Origin of the sequence: Kibdelosporangium philippinense (genome assembly GCF_021390435.2) — a bacterium.
GTDB classification, from domain to species: Bacteria; Actinomycetota; Actinomycetes; order Mycobacteriales; family Pseudonocardiaceae; genus Kibdelosporangium; species Kibdelosporangium philippinense.
Genome location: NZ_JAJVCN010000001.1, coordinates 672,888 through 690,741, shown reverse-complemented (window position 1 = coordinate 690,741; position 17,854 = coordinate 672,888). Strand labels below are relative to the sequence as shown.

Genomic DNA, 17,854 nt, shown 5'->3' with positions numbered 1-17,854 from the left:
CGTGCTCGTTCTGTATTTGCGGAGTCGTGGTGTGCCCGCCGCGTTGGCAACGCTCGTGCTGGTCACGGTCGGTGTATGGGCGTTGGACAGCCGTGCTGTGGAAATCCTGCTGCTCACCGTGGCAATGGGTGTGGCCGTGACGTCCGCCGGACTTGCCGGGGCGGACGTTCAGCTCGACCGCACCGGGGCCATTCCGTGGCCGCTGTGGCGTGCAACGCACCTCGTCATGGTCGGTTTGGCGGTGTTTGGGCTGGTCACAGCGGTCGATCTGTGGGACATGTCCGTGGTGTTGCGCGACACAGCGGGACTCGCCGGATTGACAGGTTTGGCCACGGCGGTGCTGGGTAATCAGCTGGCATGGACGTTACCCGCCCTCTGGGTCGCTGTGTGCATAGTCGGCCAACCGGACAACGAGGCCTTGATGTGGCTCGCCCAGAGCGCGGACTCCACCCCTGCGGTTGTGATGGCTTCAGTGCTCGGCACGGTCGGCTTGGCGGCGTACGCGCTCACCGGGCCTAGAGGTACTTAGCTGCCTCTTTCCTGGACAACGGTGAAAGGTCTGGGTGCGTGCTGACGAACGTGCGCACCCAGGCCGTGTCCACTTTGGAATGCTGACGCAGCGCCCAGCCAATTCCCTTGCGCAGGAAGAAATCCTTGTCGTTGATGTTCGCCTCGATGGTCTCGGCGAGCAGCTCGGTGTCCACTTCGGTCTTCGCGCCGACCTGACAGATGACCGATGTCCGGCGCCGCCAGAGATCCTCGTCGGTCGCCCACGCCCGGATGATCGGCACGACCTCGTCCCACTGCATGAGCAAGATCGGCCCGACACGCCGGATCGCGACCTCGTCGACGAAATCCCACCACGCGCCGGTCACGATCATCTCGTCGTACATCGGCAGCAAATCCTTGGTCTGCCACTGCTTGTACCGGCGGTCGCCGGTCAGGTCGATGGCGACATAGCGCTCTTCGCGGTACTCCGCGTCGCGCCACAGCTCAAGAGCGGTGGCCCGCAGTTCGTCCACATCGGACATGACGTACGAAGCGAAGAGTTTCTTGGCCAACGCGGCCCGTTCCGGCTTGGCCACGCCACGAAACGGCATTTCGGACTTCATGTACCGCTGCATCTCCGGCGCCTTCGCCGGATCAGCCGCGCGCTTGAGCTCTGTCCGGACCGCGTCGACCAAAGTGCTCATGCCCGCAGACTACTTCGGGGTCAACGTCGTCGCCACGCTGGTCATCGGGCCTGGGAAGAGGTCGTGGCCGATGTAGCCGCCCTCTGGTTGGTTGACGAAAAACTCCCAGCCCCAGGCCCGGAGCGTACGGAAAGTCGCGACCCCGTCCGGCATCCTCGCTCGCGCGGACAGTCACGATCTTGGCAAGCGACCGCTTGAGCTGGCCCGCGTACCACTGAGTGGTCTGGTCCCGCCAGAAGAACCGGATCAGGTAATCACCCGGTCGCCGTTGGGAAAACCGGAAGCGCCGCTGTTGTCGGTGAAGACCGAGCCCGACCCGGAAGTCCCTTTCGGATCAGTCAGATCCAGCCGGACTCCGGGATGCGGCACACCGCCCCGGTCCAGCAATCTTCCTGAGACAGAGCCGAATTCAGCGACGGGCAGCATCGTCAAGCGCTGTGATCGAAGGTGGGCCGATGGATGGCCACAGCCCGGCCCACCTGGACTGAAACCTGGACTGGGACAAGCGATCAGGCGAGGCCCCGTTGACCTCGCCTGATCACTACACGGCGGCTCAGCGCAAAGTCGCGCCGAACCGCTCGGCCACTACGGCCACCGCCGCTTCCTTCGCGGCAGTGGCTTCCTCGACGGTCAACGTCTTGTCCGGCGCACGGAAGCGCAGAGAGTAAGCCAGCGAACGCTTTCCTTCGCCGAGCTGCTCACCGGTGTAGACGTCGAACAGGTGCAGTTCTTCCAACAGGTCGCCGCCGCCCGACTGCAGTGCCTCGGTGACCTCGGCCACCGGGACTGAAGCGTCGAGCACGAGCGCCGCGTCGAGCAGCACCGGCGGGTATGGCGAAATCTTCGGTGCCGGACGGTGTTTCTGGATCGGCAGCAGATCCAGGTCCAGCTCCATCGCGCAGGTTCGCTTCGGCAGTCCCAAGGCCTCGATGACCTTCGGGTGCAGTTCGCCCGCGTGCCCGACCGGGAAGTCGCCGACGCGAAGCTCCGCGCACCGGCCAGGGTGCCACGGCATCAGCGAGCCTGCCTGGACCGTCAACTCCACGCCAGCGGCGGCCGCAACGTCATGCCCGGCTTGGATCGCGTCCGCCCACGTGGCCGGTTCGCCCTTGCCCCACCAGCCTGGGCGTTGACGGTTGCCTGCCAGGACGACCGCGACGTGCAGCGGCTGCGCCGGAAGGGCGGCCTTCAGGGTGGCGATCTCCGCGTCGGTCGGCCGGTGGTCCGTTGCGACCGACGGCATTGGGACCTGCTGCGCCTTGGGCAGCACGACCTGGCCGACGTGATAGAGCGACACGTCCCGCATGCCACGGGAAACGTTGCGGCCCAACGCTTCCAGCAGACCTGGCAGCAACGTCGATGTCATCTCGTTGCGGTCGGCCTCAAGCGGGTTGATCACCTTGACGGTCTGCCGACGCACGTCGTCCTCGGGCAGCCCGAAGGCGTCCCACGTGGACGGCGACACGAACGTCATCGGCATGACCTCGACGTAGCCGACATCGGCCAGCGTGCGGGACACGGCACGACGGCGACGCTGCGAAGGCGTCAGGCCACGGCCTGCGGGCGCGGCGGGCAGCACGGACGGAATCGTGTGATACCCCTGCAACCGCAGGACTTCCTCGACCAAGTCCGCCGGGCGGGTCAGGTCGGGGCGCCACGTCGGCGGCGTCGCGATCACCGCGGCACGACCGGCTTCCGTGGCCGTCACCTCGACGTTGCAGCCGATCTGGCTCAACCGCCGCGCCGTCACGCCACGCGGGTAGTTGATGCCCGCGACGCGGTCCGGCAGGTCGATCTCCATCAGCACCGGGCCGGGCAGCTCAGGCCGTCCGACGTCGGTACGGCCGGGCTGGATGCGCGCTTCGCCGTGCTCACGCAACAACTTCGCGGCCAGCTCCGCCGCGGCCGGGGCCAACGCCGGGTCGACCGAACGCTCGAAGCGCTTGGAGGCCTCGCTTGGCAGCTTGTGCCTGCGGACCGCGCGCGCGATCGACGCCGGATCCCAGACGGCCGCTTCCAGCAGGATGTCCGTGGAGTCCGAGCGGACCTCGGTCGACGCGCCACCCATCACACCGGCGAGCGAGATCGGGCCGGTCTCGTCGGCGATCACGATGTCGTCCGGGTCGAGCGCGCGCTCCACATCGTCCAAAGTGGTCAGTTTCTCGCCCGCCTGCGCGCGCCGGACGACCAGGTTGCCCTTGACCGACGAGGTGTCGAACGCGTGCATCGGCTGCCCGGTCTCGAGCATCACGTAGTTCGTCACGTCGACCGCGAGCGAGATGCTGCGGATCCCGGCCAGCATCAGCCGCCTGCGGATGAACCACGGCGTCGGCGAGGTCGGGTCGAGGCCGGTCACCCGGCGGAACACGAACCGCGAGCAGCCCTGCTGGTCCTCGATGTGCAGGCTGCGTGCCTCGCCTTCGGCACCAGGCACCGCGATCGCGGCCGGGTCGACCAGCGTGGTCTCGAACGCGATCGCCAGCTCACGCGCCAGACCGCGCACGGACATCGCGTAACCGCGGTCCGGCGTGATCTCAAGGTCGATAACGGTGTCATCGAGCCCGAGCAGCGGCGACGCGTCGTCACCCGGGCTGGCCTCGCCGCTCGGCAGCACCAGGATGCCCGAGTGGTCGTCGCCGATGCCCAGCTCACGGACCGAACAGATCATGCCGTTGGACGTCTTGCCGTACGTCTTGCGCGCGGAGATCGCGAACCCGCCGGGCAGCACCGCGCCAGGCAGTGCGACAACGACCAGGTCACCCTCGACGAAGTTCGGGGCGCCGCAGATGATCCCCCGGGTCTGGACGTCGTCGTCATCCTCGCCGTCGCCGACGTCGACCTGGCAGTAGCGGATCGGCTTCTTGAACTCCTTGAGTTCTTCGATCTCCACGACCCGGCCGACCACGAGCGGACCGGTCACGGTGTCCAGCGAGTGCATCTCGTCGACCTCGAAACCGAGGTCGACAAGGGCTTCGGAGATCCGCTCGGAAGTCAGCCCTTCTGGCAGGTCGACGTACGCCTTGAGCCAGCTGAGTGGGATCTTCACTCCGCCTCCGTTCCGAACGCCGTGGTGAACCGGACGTCCCCTTCAACCATGTCGCGCATGTCCGGAATGCCGTTTCGGAACTGCAATGTCCGATCGATGCCCATTCCGAACGCGAAACCGGAGTAGACGTCCGTGTCCACGCCACAGGCGCGCAGCACGTTGGGGTCGACCATCCCGCAGCCGCCCCACTCGACCCAGCCAGCGCCACCCTTCTTCTCCGGGAACCACACGTCCACCTCGGCGGACGGCTCGGTGAACGGGAAGAAGTTCGGCCGGAAGCGGGTCTTGGACTCCGGACCGAACATGGCACGGGCGAAGTGGTCGAGCGTGCCCTTCAGGTGCGCCATCGTGATGCCCTTGTCCACCGCGAGGCCCTCGATCTGGTTGAAGACCGGAAGGTGGGTGGCGTCGATCTCGTCGGTCCGGTACGTGCGGCCAGGGCAGACCACGTAAACCGGCAGCTCACGGTCCAGCAAGGAGCGGATCTGCACCGGCGAGGTGTGCGTGCGCAGCACAAGACCCGAGTCGGCGGGCGCTATGTAGAAGGTGTCCGACATCGTGCGGGCCGGGTGGTCCGGTAGGAAGTTCAGCGCGTCGAAGTTGAACCACTCGGCCTCGACCTCGGGCCCTTCCGCGACCTCGTAGCCCATGCCGACGAACACGTCCGCGATCAGCTCGGACAGCGTGCTGACGGGGTGACGCGCGCCACGCGGTACTCGGTCCCACGGCAGCGTGACGTCGACGGTCTCGTCGCGCAGGACGCGCTCGTCGCGCTCGATCTCCAGCTGCGCGCGGCGCTCCTCGAACGCGGCCTTGATCGCGTTCTGAGCCTCGTTGACGCGCTTGCCTGCCTCGGAACGAGCCTTGGGCGGCAGGGCGCCAACCTCCCGGCGGGCCACCAGCAAGGGCGACTTGTCACCGAGGTGAGCTGGCTTGACTCCGGCGAGGGCGTCGAGGCTGTCAGCGGCGGAAAACTCGGCCTTAGCCTTGTCGACCGCCTGCTGAAGCGTCTCTGGCGCTAGCGCCGCGACCTCTTTAGGGTCGTAGGGGTCGTTGGCTCCGGACATCGGTGCTGGACATCTCCTCGGGTCCACAAGCGTGGGTATGCCAAATAGGCAACATCGGTAGCCCAACGATCGTAGGCGACCATCACTTCGCGCAACTCAATAGGTCACACATGGGGCCAATCATCGGCTTGGTCGCGCCGGTCGTTTACGCCACGCAACGCGCCCGACGCCGCCCCAGCCACGGCGGCAAGCCAGCAGCCAGCGGTGTCGGTTGCGTGGGACGGGGTGGACCCACGGTTGGGGGTGGGCGGCCCCCGCGGGGGTCGGAATGTAAACAGTCTGGTTCTGGCGACCAAGCCCGTCCGAGCGAAGCGAGGACAGTCAAACACCGCCTTGGGTAACGGGCCGAACACTCGCCCGATAGAGTGACGCGCGCGACAATCGCGTGGATCCCACGGCATTCCGAGGTCAATTACCACTCATGTCCAGATCGTTCGGCGTCGATCTCCGAGGCATCATCGAGCTGCTCAGCCAGCATCTCTATTCCAGCCCTCGGGTCTACATCCGGGAACTGCTGCAGAACGCGATGGACGCGATCACCGCGCGGGACGGCGGTCCGGCGTGGATCGCGATCGAACCGGCCGAGCAAACCGGTGACGGCACACTGCGGATTTCCGACAGCGGCGTAGGACTGACCGAGGACGAGGTGCACACCTTGTTGTCCACGCTCGGTCGTACCTCCAAGCGTGACGAGCTTGGCTTCGCACGGCAGAACTTCCTCGGCCAGTTCGGTGTCGGGCTGCTCTCGTGTTTTCTGGTCGCCGACGAGATCCGGCTGGTCAGCCGCTCGGCCAAGGGTGGCCCAGCGGCGCGGTGGACCGCGGACTCATCCGGCACCTATGAAGTAGTGGCCGACGACACAGCCCGCGACGAGGTCGGCACGACCGTGACTCTGGTGCCGCGCAAGGACGCCGAGCACTGGCTGCAGCACGACATGGTCTTGGCGCTGGCACGGGAATTCGGCGAACTGTTGCCGGTCGATGTGCTGATCGGCGACCAGCTTCTGACGCAACCGTCGCTGCCGTGGACGCTTGGCGCCGACTACACCGAGCGGATGACCGAGTACTGCGAGCGCACGTTCGGCTTCCGTCCGTTCGAGATCTTGCCGCTGGACATCCCCGCGGCCGGTTTGACCGGCGCCGCGTTCGTGATGCCGGACGCGGCCTATCCCGGTTCCCGGCAGGCACACCGGATCTACTTGAAGCGCATGCTTGTCGGCGATTCAGTCGAAGGACTGCTCCCCGACTGGGCGTATTTCGTGCGCTGTGCGGTGAATTCCTCGGCGCTGCGGCCGACCGCGAGCCGTGAGTCGCTCTACCAGGATGAGACGTTGCTCGCGATCCGCGACGAACTCGGCACTGTGTTGAAGGACTGGCTCGTGCGGCTCGGCGCGACCGAGCCGGACCGGGCCGCCGCGTTGCTGGCCAAACACCAGCTGGGGATGAAGTCGGTGGCCCTGGTCGACGACGAGCTGCTCCGGCTCGTCGAGCACTGGCTGCCGTTCGAGACCACTGACGGGAACGTGACGTTGCGTCAGTTCCGCCGTCGCTACAACACCATTTTGTTCACCTCAGATGTGGACGAGTTCCGTCAGCTCGCTCCGGTTGCCCAGGCGCAGGGTCTTGGCTTGTTGAACGCCGGGTACGCGTACGACTCGGAGTTGATGCGGCGTCTCAGCGAGGTCGACGGTCCTGCCACGACGCGCCGGGTCGTGCCCAGCGAGCTGCTCGCGACCATGGACCGGCCGGATCCGGCGATCGAGGCCGAGTTGCGGACCAGCCTGCAGCTCGCGCAGGGCGTGCTGGACAGGCACGACTGCGAGGCCGTGCCGCGGGAGTTCGACCCGGTTTCGTTGCCCGCCTTGTTGATCACGGATGCCGACCGGGAACGGCAGCGTGACACCGCGGAGATCAGCGCGGAGGCCGACCCGCTGTGGGCGGAGTTGCTCGGGCAGCTCGCCGAACCGGCGTCGACCGCGAGCCAGCAACTCGTGCTGAACACACGTAATCCTCTGGTGCAAAGGCTTTCCGAGCTGACCGACAAGAAGCTCGCCGAGCTGACCGTGGAATCCTTGTATGTGCACGCGCTGCTGCAGTCAAGGCGGCCGATGCGACCGAAGGACACCGCCGCGCTCAACCGCTCCTTCCTCGACCTGCTCGACAGGGCGGTGCGCCGATGACCGATCCGTTGCGGCTGTTCACCGAAGCCTTGGACATGCCAACCGGGATGGCCAAGCACGAGGCGCTCGAGCGGGCCGCGCGCGCCGCGGACACGAGCGGCGACAAGCACCTGCCCGCGGCCTGCCGCCTCGCGTTGATCGAGTCCTGCTATTACCTCAACCGGTACGACCTGATCCTCGCGCCGATCGCGTGGTGCCACAACGCCGAGAAACGCGACCCGTCGGTATTCAGCGACAGCGACATGCGCAGCCTGAACTGGGCGCACAAGTGGATCCCGGTGGGGTTGCGGCGCGATCCCCGGTTCACTCTCGCGCAGATCGATTCGGTCACTGACTCGTTGGAGACGCGCTACAAGCGTTTCGGCTTCTCGCTGCAACCGGTGTGGGGCCAGCGTGCTTTGACCGCGGCGCATGTCGGCGATTTCGAGTTGGCCGACGAACACTTCGCGCGGTTCATCGGGACCGAGCGGGATGACATGTCCGACTGCGCGGGTTGTGTTGTAGAGGAACAGGTCGAGCACCTGGTCATGCGTGGACGGTATGAGGAAGCGCTACGCCATGCGGAACCCGCATTGGCTGGGCGGTTCACGTGCAGCACGCAGCCACAGGGTGTTCTGACGGCTTTGCTGCCCGCGTTGACAGCTCTTGGCGAGGTTGAACGGGCTCGGGACGCGCATCTGGTGGCGTATCGGCAGTCTCGTGAGCAGGCGAGCCAGGGTTACGTGGGGCTGCACTTGGAGTTCTGCGCCGTGACCGGGAACGTGCCGCGTGGCATGGAGTTGTTGCGTCGACACCTCGACCAGGTCCATCACGCGACCAGTCCTATCGGGACGATGAACTTCGCGGCCAGTGCGGCTTTGCTGCTGAGCCGCTTGGATTCCGATCGGGTTGAGCTCGCGGTGCCTATGCCGGGTGGCGAGGTTTCCCGGACGACAGCTGGACAGTTGCGCTCGTACCTGACTTCCCGGGCTCAGGAACTGGCTTTGGAGTTCGACGCGCGGAATGGGAGCTCTCGGCAGTCTTCGCGGATTCGGTCCATTTTGGAAGCCGCCGATGCCGTGCATGTTCCTTTGGCTGTCCCGAATCCTGCGGCTTCGCCGCCGCTGGTGACTGCGGATCCGGTCGAGCTGGCTTACCAGGCGCACCTGGCGTATGAGGAGAACGATTTTCTTACTGGGCATCGGCTGCTGAAGTCGTTGCCCGCGGACTTGGATCCTTTGCTGCCAAGCAAACTCGCTGCCCAGTTGGCGGCCAGGCGGCTTGTCGTGTTCCCCGGGCCGGACGTGCTTTCGCTGCTGCCGTTGGGGATCGATCGGTTGGCCGCGGTTGGCGACCTTGATCAGGCCGCTCGGTTCCACGCTCGATTCGGCATGCTCCAGGCCGAGGCCGGGGATCTGGATGGCGGGATCGCTATCGTTGAACAAGCGCTTGTTCAGGCTGAGGCGCATTCGTCATCGGTCGGCCGGATCCTGGTCCGGCTGATCCTGTGTGAACTTCTGGACAACCGGCACGAGCACACTCGGTCTTCGGAGTTGCTGGACGAAGCCTTGGAACTGGCGCGGGAAACCGCTTCGGAACGGGTCATGTCCGTCCTGTTGGAACAGGCCGACCATGAGGCACGCCAAGGAAACCTGGACGACGCAGACAAGATCATGGACCAGGTGCTGACGACACCCGGCTTGTGCCCAGGCGACCGGTTCCACGCTTTGCGGGCCCGGATGGCGATCGCCGAGGTCCGCGGGGACGTCGATCTGGCTTTGCAGACTTCGTCCGAGCTCGTGGAGTTCGTGCGTAACTACCCGGGTCCTTGGCGTCCGGACGTATTGCTGCACCGAGCGTCCATGGTGGACAACCTCGATCGCGCGGGTGCCCATTTGCGGGACCTCGTGGACACGGTTGCGGTTTGCCGGACCGAGGGAACTCCTTTGGAGACAGCACATGCGTGTTACGTGCTGTCTTCAGGGTATCTGGCACATGGGCGGCTGGTCGAAGCTGCGGAGGCGCTTGAGGAAGCGTTGCGCCTGCTGCCTGTCGAGGCCGAAGAGGACGCCACGTTGCGCATCCGGTTCCGCCTTGGCTCGGTCTGCGCGGAGTTGGGTGAGCACGCTGAGGGTCGCAGGCATTTCCAGGCGATGCTCGACTTGGTGGCCGACGCTCCCTCGGCTTCCCAGGCGATGGTGTGGGCGGGTCTCGGCTCGACCAACCACGCGCTGGACTCCTTCGAGGAGGCCGAACGCTGTCACCGGCGTTCCGCGGAACTCTGGGAAGAAGCAGAACTTCCCGTCGAGGCCTGCCGCGCGTGGATCAAGACAGCGGCCGCGATCGCCGACTCCTCGCCTGACGTGGCACTTGAGGCCTTGGAACGGGCTTCGACGCACATCGGCGGCGAACTCGCTGACCGGCTGACCGCGGAGATGCTGGAGCTTCGGGGATACACGTACACCCAGCTATCCCGGCACTCGGAGTCGTTGGCCGACAACCTTCGGGCCGCTTCGATCGTCCGGGACCTCGGCGAACCCGACTGGGAGATCTTCCTGATGGTCCGGGCCGCCCGTAACCACATGGGCCTGGACGCGCCCGCGGTGGCCGAGCAACTCGCCCGCGACTCGGTCGCCCTGATCTCCGAGGACACGCCTCCAAGCATCATCGCCCGAGTACTGGACGTGCTGACCCGCGCCCTGGACGCCCAATCCAAGCCCGTTTCCAGCGACCCCACTGCCCGAACCCTTACCGCGCGTTTGCGGGGCTAATGCCTGTCGTGAGTGGTTATTCGTGTTAGAACACGAATAACCACTCACGAGGTTTTAACCGATTCGGTAGGCGTTGGTGAAGGTCTGTTCGACCTTCGTGCCCGCCTTGTCGGTCGCTGTCAGCCGCAGGGACGCGAACTTGGCCTTGGTGTTGTTCATTTCCAGGCCGTACCACGTGTCACCGGCGTGGATGACCGGGACCTTGTGCCAGTTCTTTCCGTCGAACGAAGCTTCAAGGGTCACCGACTTCACCGGAGACGCGACGCTGCCGGGGTTGTGCTCGAACTTGATCGGCAGCATCAGCAGGCAGTTCGCCTTGGCAGTGTTGGTCATGTCCAAGTTGGGCGAGATGCGAGCCGTGAACAACGGCAGCTGGGCCTTCTCGACCGTTGCCGACTTGAACGTCCACGCCGTGTGCGTCTTGCTGGACAACGGCAGGAAGTCCGGCTGCAGCTCCAGCGTGACCTCGGCACGGTAGGTCGTCTGCTGCTGGGGCAGCGCGTCGAACCGGTTGGAGAACAGACTGTCCCGTTCGGACACCAGCTTTCCGTCCCGGTACAGCGCGATCTTGCTGGACTTGGACTTCATCGGATAGCCCATGCGGCCGGGGGTTCCGTCCGAGTAGCCGGGTGCGTGAATCCACATCGTGTCGCCGACGCGGACCGAGCTGTAGTTCAGCGGTGAGCCTTCCGGCGCGAACGACGGCCCGAACACTCCCTTGTTCCAGTTCTTCACGGTCGTCTGCCCGGCAACCAGCTTCTGCTTCGACTTCTCCTCGACATTGCTGACGTCCGGGAAGGACAACGGCTCAGTCCCCTGGTGGAAGCTCTGGTACCACTGGGGACCATCGGCCAGGTAGTACTCGGTCCGCGAGAACGGCAACGTCATCTGCAGTGGCACGGCGCTGCGCCGGTCCACCTCAGGCGATGAGCCGAACGACCACGTGTAGCCGTACTTCCCGGGTGTCATCCTCGCGTAGTTCTGTTTGACGGCAGCGTATTCACGCTGCTTCGTCTCGGGTGCGAAGCCGGTCGGGTACGTGCCTCGCATACCCCAGAACATGTGGTAGACGTACGGACTGTTGATGTACGAGATGTCCTTCATCGGGTCGGCGACCTTGACGTTCACCCACGCTTCCAGGTCCTCCTTCGGCACCGCCGGGCCGAACTGCGTGGTGTAGAACGGCGTCACCTTCTCGCCGAAGCCGAACTGCTGGATGCCCGAACCCAGCGCGATCCGGCCATGCTGGGAGTCGAAGTAGCGGTAGTAACCGACGTCCTGCAGCGCCAGCTCGCCCTGCACGCCCCGCACCGACGGCCGGACCAGCTTGGCTGCCCTGGCGTCCAACGTGATCTGGGTGTCGCGGTCGAGGTCGAGCGACAGGTACGGAACGTGCGAGATCTCGGTGTCAGTCATGATCACCGCGTCCACCATGTACTTGCCCTTGGGGCGGCGCAGTGTCACCGTGCCGGACTCGTTGTTCGGGAAGTCCGCGGCCATGGTGTACGTGTTGACCACCGACATCGCTTCGATCGGGGCGGGCTTTCCGTCCCGGCCGATCTGCGTGATCGTCAGGTTGTAGCTCTCAGTTTCCTTGTTCACGGTCATCGGCGTGATGACCCTGGCCTCGCCCGCGGTCGCGACCAAGCGTCCGCTGACGTGCCCGGCCGTGGTCGTCTGGGCGACGACCGTGACCTCGGCCGTGCCGCCCGCTGGGACCGTGATCTCCTTCGGCTCGACGGAGAACACGGACTCCGTGGTGCTCAGGGACAGCGTCTTCGGGGCCGTACCAGAGTTCTGGTACGTCACGGTCTTGCGGATCGGCTCGGAGCTGTTGTGCGGCTGCGCACCGAAGTTCACCGAGTTGGTGGCCGTCAGGTCCTGCTTGATCGCGCGGGCGACGTCCACGCGGCCGGAACCGACCGAGTACACCGCGCCTTCACCGGTCGACGAGCCGATCAGCAGCGACTTCAGTTCGGCTGCCTTGAGGGTCGGCCGTTGCTGGAGCAGCAAAGCAGCCACGCCTGCCACGTGCGGCGTGGCCATCGAGGTGCCGCTGGCCATCGTGTAGATCTCGTCGACCGGCGGCAGCCCACTGTTGGTCGCACGAGCCGCGACGATGTTGGTGCCCGGTGCGGCTACCTCGGGCTTGATCGCGCCGTCGCCTGCCCGTGGACCTTCATTGGAGTACGCCTCGATGGCGTTCTGCTTGCTCACCGCGCCAACGGAAAGCGCCGCGTCGGCGGTGCTGGGCGAGCTGACCGATTCGGGACGGTAAGCCTGGTTGCCCGCGGCGATCACGAACAGGGCGCCGGTCTCAGCGGTCAGCCGGTCGACGGCGGCTTCGAGCGGGTCGACGTCCGGGCCGTTCTGGCCGCCCAGGCTCATGTTGATGATCTGAGCCTTCTTCTCCTTCGCGGCCCATTCCATCGCTTCGAGGATCGCGCTGTCCGGGCAACCGGTCGGCAGGCAGACCTTGCCGACCACGAGCGTCGCTTCCGGTGCCACGCCACGGTATTTGCCCTCGCCCGCGATCGTGGACGCGACGTGCGTGCCGTGCCCGAAGGTGTCGTCGGGATTCTGGTCGGTGGTGAAGTCCTTGGCGTCCGCGATCCGGCCTTTGAAGTCAGGATGGGTCGCGTCGATCCCGGTGTCCAGCACCGCGACCGTCACGCCCTTGCCGGTGAAACCCGCCTGCCACGCGGCGGGCGTGCCGATCTGCGGGACACTTTCCTTCAGGCTGAGCTTGCGCTTGCCGTCCAGCCAGACCTTGTCCTGACTGGTCTTCAACTCCTGCCAGGCCTGGCCTTTCGGCACGCGCTTGGCCTGCATCCGCTGGCCCTCGACGATCACCGGGAGGTCCGCGGTGTCGGCGTAGCCGAACTCCAGCAGGGACGTCACATCGAAGAGCCTTCGGTCGAGACGGCCCGCCGCGATCGGTTCCGCCGCGTCCATCGGCACGACGTACTTGTGACCAGCGAGTTCGTAGCTGTGGAAGACGACGCCCGCGCGGCCCGGCGTGGGCAGCGGCTGGACGTCCTTGCCCTGTACGGCGATCCGGTCCCCGGTCACCAGCGTGAGGGTCTTCGGCTGTTCGGGTGCCGCGACTGCTTCCGTTGGCAGAGCGGGTAATAGTCCGGCTATCAAGCCGGCTGTGACCAAGGCGTGGATTCTCAACACCAACTCCTTCAGCGAGTGTGTACGCAAAAGGTATGAAGGCGCGAAGGTGTTGCCTAGGTCCGTAAGTCGCGAACTAGATAACTCGGTACGCGTGCAGAACTGTCTGTTGGACTTTGTTCCCTGCCTCATCGGTCGCGGTCACGCGCAGCGACGCGTAGCTGTTGGACACTTGGTTGGCCTCGAGGCCGTACCAGATGTCATTTCCTGGATAGACTGGGATTTCCCGCCATGACGCGCCGTCGTCGAACGACACCTCGATGCCCACATCGGTCACCTTGGCCGGCGCGCTGCCAGGATTGCGTCGCAGGGTCACGGGAATGACCAGCAGCTGGTTCACCTTGGCGGCGTTGTTCGCGTCCACGTTGGGCGCGATCCGGACGTTCATCAGAGGCAACGCCTCTGTCTCCTTGGTCGCGGCCGAGCGGAACGTCCATTCGGTGTTCGTCTTGGTGGACAACGGGAACAACTTCGGATCCAGCTGCATGGACAACTCGGCCCGATAGGTCGCCTCGGCTTCCGGCAAGCCCTCGAACAGGCTCTGGAACATGTCGGGCTTCTCGGCGACCAGGACGCCGTCCCGGTACAAAGCTATGCGGCTCTTGCGTTCGCCGCTCATCGGGTAGCCGGTACGGCCGGTCGTCGAGTCCACATAGGGCGCGGCGAAGATGTTCATCTTGTCGCCGGTCCTGGTCGACCGGTAGGACGCGGGCGCGTCGACCGTGTCGAAACCAGGCGTGAACACGGCCCTGTTCCAGTGCCGGACAACGCTCGTGCCTGGCTTGAGGACTTCGCGGCGGCTGTAGAGGTTGCTGATCTCGCGATCGGCGTCCTTGTCCTGATACTGCGCGAGACTCTGCTCCCAGGTCCGTCCGGTCTGGAAGTAATCCGTGCGCTGGAAGGGCAGATTCACGCCGATCGGACCGCCCGCGGCCGTGTGACCGAGGCCTTCGAGATACCCGAGAGTCCAGGTGTACGCGTACTTGCCGGCCTCGGTCGCGTGATAGTGCTGCCGGACCTCGGCCAGTTCTTCCTGTTTCACCACAGGCTCGAACCCGGTCGGGTAAACGCCGTGGTCCTGCCACAGCAGGTGATACATGACCGGCGACTTCGTGAAGTCGCCTTCCTTGTCGGGCTCTGCGATTTTGAACGCCATCCAAGCTTCGAGATCTTCCGGCGGCAATGGCTCACCTTGGTAGAAGCTGTAGAACGGGATTCCGTCATACAGAATCGCGCCGGTCAACAGGCCGCCGCGTCCGCCGTTCACGGCAAAGGACCGGATCAACCCAACATCGAGCAGGGCCGCACCGACTCCTGTGTTCGGCACGGCAGGCTTGACGAGCTTGGCCTGACGGGCATCCAGGGTGAGATCTTGGTCGCGGTCCAGCGTCAGCGTCGGCACGATGATGTGGCTGTAGCTGTCCTTCGCAGGCACGTGGCTGTCCACAATGTACCTGCCTTTGGGACGGCGCTGTACGACCGAGCCGTCGAGGTCGAACGGGTAGTACGTCTGTCCGTTGTCCATTCCGAGCAGCACGGCCGAGACGATCGGCGCGGCTTTGCCGTCGCGCCCGATCTGGGTCATCCGCAGGTCGTAACTCTCGACCTCTTTGTTCACTGTCAACGGCGTGACAACCCTGGTTTCACCGGCGGTCGCGGTGAGCAGGCCGGTGATGTGCCCGTCCGGCCCGGTCCTGGTGTCCGCGGTGACGGTCGCCGTGGCTTCGCCGCCTGCCGGGACCGTGAGTTCCGGCGAGGCACTGTAAGGCGCGGCAGTTGTCAGGGTTAACGTGACTGGGGAAGTTCCGGTGTTGCGATAGGTGACCGTGCCGCTGACGGGTTTGTCGTCATCGTGTGGCCAGCGTTGCAGGCCAAGGTTGACCGAGTTGTTCACGGCCACCACGGTCTGCTTCATCGCTCGGGCAACGTCCAGCCTGCCCGCGCCGATGGCGTGCGCGTCGAACTTCAGCGGTGCCGCCGAGGAGACCAAAGTGGACTTCAGCTCGGCCGATTTGATGCCAGGTCGTTGCTGGGCAAGCAAAGCCGCGGCACCAGAGACGTGTGGCGTGGCCATCGAGGTGCCGCTGTTGCGGGTGTAGAACTTGTCGACCGGCTCGGATTCGCTGTTGCGGGCCAGTGCGGCGACGATGGATGTCCCCGGCGCGGCGATCTCGGGTTTGATCGCGCCGTCGCCGCGTGGGCCACGGCTGGAGTAGAAGGCTTCATCGTCCTTCTTGTCCACTGCGCCAACGGAAAGCGCCGCGTCGGCCGTGCTTGGTGAGCTGACTGTCTCGCGGCGCGGGCCTTTGTTGCCAGCAGCGACAACGAAAAGGGCGCCGGTTTCGGCGCTGAGCTTGTTGATCGCGGCTTCGAGCGGGTCGATCTCCTCGGCGTCCGGTCCACCCAGGCTCAGGTTCACAACCTGCGCTTTCTTCTCACGCGCGGCCCACTCCATGCCTTTCAGAATGGCGCTTTCCGGGCAGCCGTCGGCGCCGCAGACCTTGCCGACCACCAGGGTCGCGTCCGGCGCCACGCCCTTGTACTTGCCGTTCGACGCGGCTCCACTGCCCGCGATCGTTGAGGCCACGTGGGTTCCGTGGCCGTCCTTGTCATCGGCTTCTTTGTCTTTGTCATCGGTGAAGTCGCGCCTGTCCGCGATGCGCCCGGTGAAATCCTTGTGCGTAGCGTCGATTCCGGTGTCCAGCACCGCGACCGTCACGCCTTTGCCGGTGAATCCGGATTGCCAGGCCGCCGGTGCCCCGATCTGCGGGACGCTCTCAGCAAGCGAGAGTTCGCGTTTGCCGTCCAGCCAGACCTTGTCCGGACTGGTCTGCAGGCTCGGCCATGACTGGCCTTTCATGGCCGTCATGGCGTTGCCCTCGATGATCAACGGCACACTCGGGGTTTTGGCGTAGCCGAAGGCTTTGAGGGACGTGACGTCGAACAGTCGCCGGTCCAGTTTTCCCGCCGAGACCCGCTCCAGCGCATCGAGCGGGATGACATAGCGGTGACCTGCGACTTCGTACGTCCGAAAGCCCATACCTTGGCGGCCTTTGCCTGGCATGGGCGAGACCGCGCCCGCTCTCAGCAGCACCCGATCACCCGTGATCAAGGTGATCTCGTCGGTTGCCGGTTCACTCGCGGCGGTTGGCGCGAGGACCGGGAGCAACGTCAAAACAAGGGCGGCTGCGAGTACGCGTCCCAACACGATCTCCTTCCGGAGCAGTTGGGAAGTTGTTTACCGTAAGTGCCCGGCGTAAAGACAGACCGCGGCGGCGGTTGCCAGGTTCAAACTCTCCGCCTTCCCGAAGATCGGGACATTCACCACGTCGTCGACGGCCGCGAGCACCTCGGCATCCAGCCCGTGCGCCTCACTGCCGAACACCCACGCGGTCGGCTGGCTCAAGTCCACCCGCGTGAGATCCGTCTTGGCATGCCCGTCGGCCGCGACCAGCCGCAACCCGGCTTTCCGGCAGGCATCGAAAACCGCTGCGGTGTTGCGGGAACGCGCCAGCGGCAGGTGGAAAACACTGCCGGTGGAAGCACGTACGCACTTGCCGTTGTGTGGATCGACGGTGTCACCGGCGAAAATCACGGCGGATGCGCCAGCCGCATCAGCGACCCTGGTGACCGTGCCCGCATTGCCCGGATCGGACACGCCAACGAGCACCGCGACCAGCTTCGGTTCGACGAGCGCCTCGTCCAGCGGCACGTCAAGCAGTTCGCAGACCGCGACAATGCCTTGCGGTGTCACGGTTTCCGAGAGCCCGTCAGCGGCTCGATCGGTCACAGTGGACACTACGATGCCCGCGGCACGGGCCTCGTCGACGAGCTCAGCGTTCCGGCTGGCGGCTACCTCGGTCACGAAGACCTCGTAGACTTGGCCGTACCGCAACGCTTCCCGGACTGCCTGCGCGCCTTCGGCAAGGAACCGGCCAGCCTTTTCCCTGCCCGCGCGTTTGGTCAGTTGACGCGCAGCAGCGACCCGGGGCGTTCGCTCGGTGAAGAGCTCTGCTGCCCCGGGTCGCTGTATGTTCTTGCTCAGGCCTTCTCCTGCGCCGGAACGTTCGCGCGGGACACCTCGACCAGCGCGGTGAACGCGGCCGGGTCACTCACCGCGAGCTCGGCGAGGATCTTGCGGTCAACCTCGATACCAGCGACCTTCAGGCCCTGGATGAAGCGGTTGTAGGTCATGCCGTTCTGGCGGGCTGCCGCGTTGATACGCGTGATCCACAGCTGCCGGAAGTCACCCTTGCGGGCGCGGCGGTCGCGGTATGCGTAGTTCAGCGAGTGGAGCACCTGCTCCTTGGCCTTGCGGTACAGCCGCGAGCGCTGGCCGCGGTAGCCACTGGCCAGCTCAAGGGTCGTGCGGCGCTTCTTCTGGGCGTTGACTGCCCGCTTGACGCGTGCCACGGGTCCATCCTGTTTATCTCGATGGGGCT

The 17,854-nt window shown here is 65.5% G+C and carries 12 protein-coding genes; 3 read left to right on the top strand and 9 right to left on the bottom strand.

From position 1 onward, the window contains the following. The first annotated feature begins 1 nt into the window (after position 1). Complete coding sequence (locus tag LWC34_RS03310; RefSeq protein ID WP_233722920.1) at positions 2 to 529, top strand: hypothetical protein; 528 nt, start codon at positions 2 to 4, stop codon at positions 527 to 529. On the opposite strand, the gene LWC34_RS03305 is transcribed toward LWC34_RS03310, so the two are convergent. The 5 genes from LWC34_RS03305 to pheS form a co-directional block, all read right to left on the bottom strand. Then, positions 516 to 1,193, bottom strand: coding sequence for a DNA alkylation repair protein (locus tag LWC34_RS03305; RefSeq protein WP_233722919.1), 678 nt, complete (start codon positions 1,191 to 1,193; stop codon positions 516 to 518). The genes LWC34_RS03310 and LWC34_RS03305 overlap by 14 nt on opposite strands. 9 nt (positions 1,194 to 1,202) lie before the next feature. After that, the gene (locus LWC34_RS03300) at positions 1,203 to 1,346 is read right to left on the bottom strand and encodes a hypothetical protein (protein ID WP_233722918.1); all 144 of its coding nucleotides are present in this window, start codon (positions 1,344 to 1,346) and stop codon (positions 1,203 to 1,205) included. 93 nt (positions 1,347 to 1,439) lie between these two features. Further along, entirely contained in the window at positions 1,440 to 1,625 is a 186-nt protein-coding gene (locus LWC34_RS03295) for a hypothetical protein (protein WP_233722917.1), read from the bottom strand. A 121-nt stretch (positions 1,626 to 1,746) separates the two neighbouring features. Further along, complete coding sequence (pheT, locus tag LWC34_RS03290) at positions 1,747 to 4,239, bottom strand: phenylalanine--tRNA ligase subunit beta (protein WP_233722916.1); 2,493 nt, start codon at positions 4,237 to 4,239, stop codon at positions 1,747 to 1,749. Beyond that, entirely contained in the window at positions 4,236 to 5,306 is a 1,071-nt protein-coding gene (gene pheS / locus LWC34_RS03285) for a phenylalanine--tRNA ligase subunit alpha (RefSeq protein WP_233722915.1), read from the bottom strand. Before pheS ends, pheT begins: the two co-directional genes overlap by 4 nt. Before the next feature lie 421 nt (positions 5,307 to 5,727). Between pheS and LWC34_RS03280 the strand changes: the two genes are divergently transcribed. Beyond that, complete coding sequence (locus LWC34_RS03280) at positions 5,728 to 7,485, top strand: HSP90 family protein (protein WP_233722914.1); 1,758 nt, start codon at positions 5,728 to 5,730, stop codon at positions 7,483 to 7,485. Further along, positions 7,482 to 10,235 (top strand): tetratricopeptide repeat protein, encoded by a 2,754-nt coding sequence (locus LWC34_RS03275; protein ID WP_233722913.1) that lies wholly within the window; start codon positions 7,482 to 7,484, stop codon positions 10,233 to 10,235. The genes LWC34_RS03280 and LWC34_RS03275 overlap by 4 nt, the downstream gene beginning before the upstream one ends. A gap of 54 nt (positions 10,236 to 10,289) precedes the next feature. On the opposite strand, the gene LWC34_RS03270 is transcribed toward LWC34_RS03275, so the two are convergent. The 4 genes from LWC34_RS03270 to rplT all read right to left on the bottom strand — a co-directional run bounded on the left by LWC34_RS03270 (position 10,290) and on the right by rplT (position 17,825). Then, positions 10,290 to 13,412 carry a S8 family peptidase gene (locus tag LWC34_RS03270; RefSeq protein ID WP_233722912.1) on the bottom strand — a complete coding sequence of 1,041 codons (3,123 nt, stop codon included), beginning with the start codon at positions 13,410 to 13,412 and terminating at the stop codon, positions 10,290 to 10,292. 76 nt (positions 13,413 to 13,488) lie between these two features. Then, a complete protein-coding gene (locus LWC34_RS03265; RefSeq protein ID WP_233722911.1) occupies positions 13,489 to 16,617 on the bottom strand; it encodes a S8 family peptidase in 3,129 nt (1,042 codons plus the stop codon). A gap of 33 nt (positions 16,618 to 16,650) precedes the next feature. Beyond that, on the bottom strand, positions 16,651 to 17,457 hold the full coding sequence (locus LWC34_RS03260) for a TrmH family RNA methyltransferase (RefSeq protein WP_233726353.1): 807 nt from the start codon (positions 17,455 to 17,457) through the stop codon (positions 16,651 to 16,653). Then, positions 17,454 to 17,825, bottom strand: coding sequence for a 50S ribosomal protein L20 (rplT, locus tag LWC34_RS03255; RefSeq protein WP_233722910.1), 372 nt, complete (start codon positions 17,823 to 17,825; stop codon positions 17,454 to 17,456). Before rplT ends, LWC34_RS03260 begins: the two co-directional genes overlap by 4 nt. Between the last annotated feature and the right edge of the window lie 29 nt (positions 17,826 to 17,854).